The organism is Patescibacteria group bacterium, from assembly GCA_034660655.1.
Lineage (GTDB): Bacteria > Patescibacteriota > Patescibacteriia > JAACEG01 > JAACEG01 > JAACEG01.
Window position 1 is genome coordinate 5,266 of record JAYEJU010000003.1, and the last position, 4,979, is coordinate 10,244.

7 protein-coding genes are annotated in these 4,979 nt (G+C 30.4%); 5 read left to right on the plus strand and 2 right to left on the minus strand.

Features of this window, described 5'->3' with window-relative positions; translation table 11 throughout:
- The 4 genes from U9O55_00095 to U9O55_00110 all read left to right on the plus strand — a co-directional run.
- Window positions 1-311 (plus strand): DNA translocase FtsK (locus tag U9O55_00095; GenBank protein ID MEA2088233.1); only part of this gene is annotated, 311 nt, incomplete at its 5' end.
- A 42-nt stretch (window positions 312-353) separates the two neighbouring features.
- Window positions 354-1,052 carry a helix-turn-helix domain-containing protein gene (locus tag U9O55_00100; GenBank protein MEA2088234.1) on the plus strand — a complete coding sequence of 233 codons (699 nt, stop codon included), beginning with the start codon at window positions 354-356 and terminating at the stop codon, window positions 1,050-1,052.
- Window positions 1,053-1,086: 34 nt separating this feature from the next.
- Complete coding sequence (gene recA, locus U9O55_00105) at window positions 1,087-2,130, plus strand: recombinase RecA (protein ID MEA2088235.1); 1,044 nt, start codon at window positions 1,087-1,089, stop codon at window positions 2,128-2,130.
- Window positions 2,131-2,230: 100 nt separating this feature from the next.
- A complete protein-coding gene (locus U9O55_00110) occupies window positions 2,231-2,560 on the plus strand; it encodes a CxxC-x17-CxxC domain-containing protein (GenBank protein ID MEA2088236.1) in 330 nt (109 codons plus the stop codon).
- Between the two features lie 196 nt (window positions 2,561-2,756).
- On the opposite strand, the gene U9O55_00115 is transcribed toward U9O55_00110, so the two are convergent.
- Complete coding sequence (locus U9O55_00115) at window positions 2,757-3,341, minus strand: guanylate kinase (GenBank protein MEA2088237.1); 585 nt, start codon at window positions 3,339-3,341, stop codon at window positions 2,757-2,759.
- Window positions 3,342-3,345: 4 nt separating this feature from the next.
- Entirely contained in the window at window positions 3,346-4,296 is a 951-nt protein-coding gene (locus tag U9O55_00120; protein MEA2088238.1) for an RluA family pseudouridine synthase, read from the minus strand.
- Between the two features lie 99 nt (window positions 4,297-4,395).
- On the opposite strand from U9O55_00120, the gene U9O55_00125 reads away from it, so the two are divergent.
- A complete protein-coding gene (locus U9O55_00125; GenBank protein ID MEA2088239.1) occupies window positions 4,396-4,782 on the plus strand; it encodes an Rrf2 family transcriptional regulator in 387 nt (128 codons plus the stop codon).
- Window positions 4,783-4,979: the final 197 nt, after the last annotated feature.

Genomic DNA, 4,979 nt, shown 5'->3' on the forward strand with positions numbered 1-4,979 from the left:
TTGAATATGACGAGGAAATAATTGAGAGACAAGGTAATGGAATTGAAAATCTAGACAGTGATTTTGAGGAAAACGATGAATTAATAAATGAAGCGCGTGAAATTGTTATTAATTCTGAAAGAGCCTCAATTTCTTTTTTGCAAAGAAAAATGCGGATTGGTTATAATAAAGCTGCTGGAATTATTGACGCATTGGAAAGTTTAGGAGTTGTTGGTCCGGCAGACGGGGCGAAAGGAAGACAGGTTTTGATTCCGAGAGAGAGTTTGGAAAACGCTGGAGTTGATAAGGATGAGGAGGAAAATGAAAAATAGAATTGATAATTATAAATTTTTGGTTATAATATAGATAACTTTATGTTTAATTTTCAAGAATCAATAAAACAAAATAATATTTTAGGCAAAAAATTGAGTGATAAAAGAATTTCTCAAAATATTAGAATAGAAGATGCTGAAGAAGCCATTAATATTCAAAAAAAATATTTATTAGCTATAGAAGAAGGCAATTATAACATATTGCCGGGACAGATTTATACTAAAAATTTTGTAAAAACATACGCTGATTTTTTAGGGCTTGATGTTGACGCTTGTTTGGAAAATTTGGAACGCGAATATTTTTTATTTAACCATATAACAAATTCGCAACATATTAAAAAACAGAGAAGCAGTATAAAATTTAAGAATTTTTTTTGTTATTCTAACCTTCGTTTTGTGATTACTCCAAAAATTTTAAAAAATATCGCTGTTGTTGCCGCTTTTTTATTATGCTTTACTTATCTTGGAGCTGAAGCAAAAAATATTTTTAATCCTCCGCAAATAGAAATATTTTATCCGCTGAATAATTTAGTGGTTGAAAAACAAATAATAGAAATAAAAGGCATAACAGAAAAGGGAGCTGATATTTCTATCAATGATAGAAATATTTTGACTGATGTTGACGGTAATTTCGCAAAAAATATTTGCCTGCGTTCAGGGGTTAATATTATAAAAATAACAGCTAACAAAAAATACAGCAAAACAAATATTATTTTTAGAAAAGTTTTGGTTGTGAAATAATAGATAAATAAATTAATTTTTAAATTTTATTTTTATGTCAAAAAGCGAAAAAAACAAGGAGGAGAAAAAAAATATAAGTGAAAAATCAAAAGCTGCCGAAGAAGCAATTAGCCAAATTAAACAGCGTTTTGGAGAAGGTTCTATAATGAAAATGGGTGAGGCAAAAAAAACATCAGTTGATGCCGTGCCGACCGGATGCTTATCTCTTGATATCGCGCTTGGCATTGGAGGGGTGCCACGCGGAAGAATCATAGAAATTTACGGACCTGAGGCTTCTGGAAAAACAACGCTTGCCCAACATATTGTCGCGGAAGTCCAAAAAATAGGAGGTGTGGCTGCTTTTGTTGACGCCGAGCACGCGCTGGATCCTGATTACGCGAAAAAAATTGGGATTAACATAAATGAACTTTTGATTTCCCAGCCAGACACGGGGGAGCAAGCATTGGAAATAGTTGAGACATTGGTTCGTTCAAACGCTGTTGATGTAATCGTTGTTGATTCTGTCGCGGCATTGGTTCCTAAAACAGAAATAGAAGGAGAAATGGGAGATCGGCAAATGGGAACGCAGGCGCGTTTAATGAGCCAGGCATTAAGAAAATTAACTGGAATTATCGCAAAAACTAACACTGTGCTGATTTTTATAAATCAAATTCGTTTAAAAATAGGAGTATTTTTTGGCAACCCCGAAACAACAACAGGCGGTATGGCATTAAAATTTTATTCTTCCATTAGAATCGAAGTCCGCAGAAGCGCGCAAATAAAAAAAGGCGATAAAATTATTGGAAATCAGGTAAAAGCGAAAATAGTAAAAAATAAAGTAGCGGCTCCATTCCAAAATACGACTTTTGATATTATGTATAATGAAGGAATATCAATTTCAGGAGATGTTTTAGACACAGGCGTTGAATATGGCATTGTAAAAAAATCAGGGAATTCTTATGTCTACGGAGATGAAAAATTAGGCGTTGGAAGGGAAAACGCTAAAGCGCATTTAAGGCAAAATCCAAAATTAATAAAAGAAATCAAAGCAAAAGTTTGGCAAGAGCTTGAAGAAAAAGAAGTAAAAAATTCCGATTAATTCAATTGGTATTGACAAAAAATTAAGGTCGTGTATAATATTTAACATAATTAATCAATTTGAATTTTATTATTAATGAAATTCAATTAATCGAAAAAAAATGGAAAATACAAATTATTCCGGTGGCAGACAAATGTTTCAAGGCGATTGGACCTGCTCAGAATGCGGGGCTAAAATCACTGAATTGCCGTTTGAGCCAAACGGAAAAGGAGCTCTTTTTTGCAGAGATTGTCATGCAAAAAGGAGAAACAGCTACTCTGGCGGAGGTAGAAATGATAGAGGCAGCAGACAAATGTTTCAAGGCGATTGGACCTGCTCAGAATGCGGGGCTAAAATCACTGAATTGCCGTTTGAGCCAAGTGGAGACAAGGAGCTTTTTTGCAGAGATTGCCATAGGCAAAAAATGCAAGATCGTCCAAGAAGATTTTAAAATATATTATCACTTAATATATTTCGAGATTACAAAAACTGTGTTATTAAGCACAGTTTTTGTTTTATTTTATTTTTGGCTATCCAAAAATGTCATTGCGATAAGCGACGCAGGAGCGACAAAGCAATTTCAAGGATTAACGCTTATATTCATAGGATTACGAAGCCTATCCCGTCAAATAACGGGGTCAGTCGCTTCACTCTTTTTTCGCAATGACAGACAAAATAATTTTTTTTACATTATTTATTGTTTGATTTAATTTATTTTCATAATTTATAACAGTATAATCATAAATATCTAAATGCTTTAACCATTTTTTTGTATATTCAATCCTTTCTTTTACGTATTGTTCATTCGCATTGCCCCTATTACGAATTCTTTTTTCTAAAATATCAAGAGAAGACGTATTTATAAAAATGGCGATAATTCCAGGCATTATTTTTTTCGCACTAATCACGCCCTTGTATTCTATTTTCCAAATTCCGATTTTATCGCAATTCCTAACTCGCTCTATTTCTTTTTTTGTTACTCCGTAAAAATTATCATTATATTCCTTCGCATATTCAAAAAACAAATTGTTTTTAATCTGGTTTTTAAATTCTTTTTTAGAAATAAAATAATAAGGATTTTTTTGTGATTCATTAGGCCTCATTTTTCTGGTAGTTGTTGTAATTACTCTTTCTATGTTTAAATATTTTTTAAGTCCGTCAATAATTGAATCTTCGCCAACGCCTGACGGCCCTGAAATTATAAAAATATTATTTTTTTTCTTTTTTAGCATAATTTTATTTTTTTTCCGCCAGCTGGCGGATCATTTTTTTCAGCTCCAAGGGCAATTTTTCTTCAAAATTAAATTGCTTACCTGCTTTATCTTTAAATCCCAAGTTAGAAGAATGAAGAAAAATTCTTTTTAATCCAAAAAGATTAAATATTTGATATTTTTTTAAATAATAAATATCATCTCCAGCAATAGGATGGTCAATTGCTTTTAAATGCACTCTAATTTGATGGGTTCTTCCTGTTAAAATTTGAATTTTTAAAAAAGTGAAATTTTTAAACCGCTCAATTACTAAAAACAAAGTTTTGGCTTCTTTGTAGTTTTCTGTTGTTCCTGTTGTAATTATTCCATTTTTATTGCGTCCAATTTTTAAATCAATTTCTCCGCTGTCTTTGTTTATTATTCCGTAAACTAAAGCCAGATATTTTTTTTCTACTTTTCGTTTACTAAATTGATTTTTTAAATGCAAAAAAATTTCTTGGTTTTTAGCCACGACCATTAACCCTGAAACCCCCTTATCCAGCCGATGAACAATTCCAGGACGCAAAGGATCTTCCCCAACTTTTTTTATTTTTGGATAATATGCCAACAAACCGTTGACTAAAGTATTTTTTGGATAGCTTTCTGTTGGATGTATAACAAGTCCTGTTGGTTTATTTATAATAATAAAATCATTATTTTCAAAAACAATTTTAAATTTAATCTTTTCGTCAGGCTTTAAACTAATTTCTTTTTTTTGTAATATCTTGTCTATTTTTTTAAAATTTATATTTATTATGTCATTAGTTCTTAATTTATAATGCGTTGATTTGTTTTTTTTATTTAATAAAACAAAACCATCCGCGATAGCAGACTGCCAAAAAGAGCGGGAATATTTTGTAAATTTTTTCACTAAAAATTTATCTATTCTAACTCCTGCTTGTTTTGCGTCAATAATAATTTTATTTTGTTTAATCATGCCTTTACTATATTTTATTTATAGTATTTTGTCCAGAATTTGACACAAAATATTTTTTAAAATAATATAAATATATACTAAAATAGTAGGAAATAAAATATGAAATTTTCAACAAGAGCCGAGTACGGCCTAAAAGCAATGGTTAATCTAGCGCTTGATTTTCCAAAAGTTAAAAGCGTTAAAGAAATTGCGCATAAGGAAAATATTTCTCAAAAATATTTAGAGAGATTGATTGGCGAATTAAGAAGAAAAAAATTAGTAAAAAGCCATAAAGGAAGAAACGGCGGATATACTCTATCTTCAAATCCAAAAAAAATAAAAGTAGGCAAAATCATTGAAATTTTAGAAGGTCCGCTTTTGCCTTTAAAATGCCAAAGAGAAGAATGTGTTGGAAAACATTGTTTGTCTAAAAAAGTTTGGATGGTTTTGTGGAAACAAATTAAAAGAACATTATATAATATTAAATTAGATGATTTGGTTAAATAATTTTTTTTAAAAAATATTTTTTAAAAACAGCCTATAAAGTATAGTTACGCCAAAATGAAATATATAGATTTGCCTATGCTCTCATCTGCGCAAAACTAAGTCTATCGCATATTGACATTTTATGCTATATTATAATTATTATGAATAAATTAAACAATTATATTTTGGCTGATAATAATGTTAATACTAATTTTTAA

Bases quoted from the DNA above. Each gene is read 5' to 3' on its own strand.
- U9O55_00120 (MEA2088238.1), bottom strand. From the start codon at position 4,296: ATGATTAAACAAAATAAAATTATTATTGACGCAAAACAAGCAGGAGTT.
- U9O55_00125 (MEA2088239.1), top strand. From the start codon at position 4,396: ATGAAATTTTCAACAAGAGCCGAGTACGGCCTAAAAGCAATGGTTAAT.
- U9O55_00100 (MEA2088234.1), top strand. From the start codon at position 354: ATGTTTAATTTTCAAGAATCAATAAAACAAAATAATATTTTAGGCAAA.
- U9O55_00110 (MEA2088236.1), top strand. From the start codon at position 2,231: ATGGAAAATACAAATTATTCCGGTGGCAGACAAATGTTTCAAGGCGAT.
- U9O55_00115 (MEA2088237.1), bottom strand. From the start codon at position 3,341: ATGCTAAAAAAGAAAAAAAATAATATTTTTATAATTTCAGGGCCGTCA.
- recA (MEA2088235.1), top strand. From the start codon at position 1,087: ATGTCAAAAAGCGAAAAAAACAAGGAGGAGAAAAAAAATATAAGTGAA.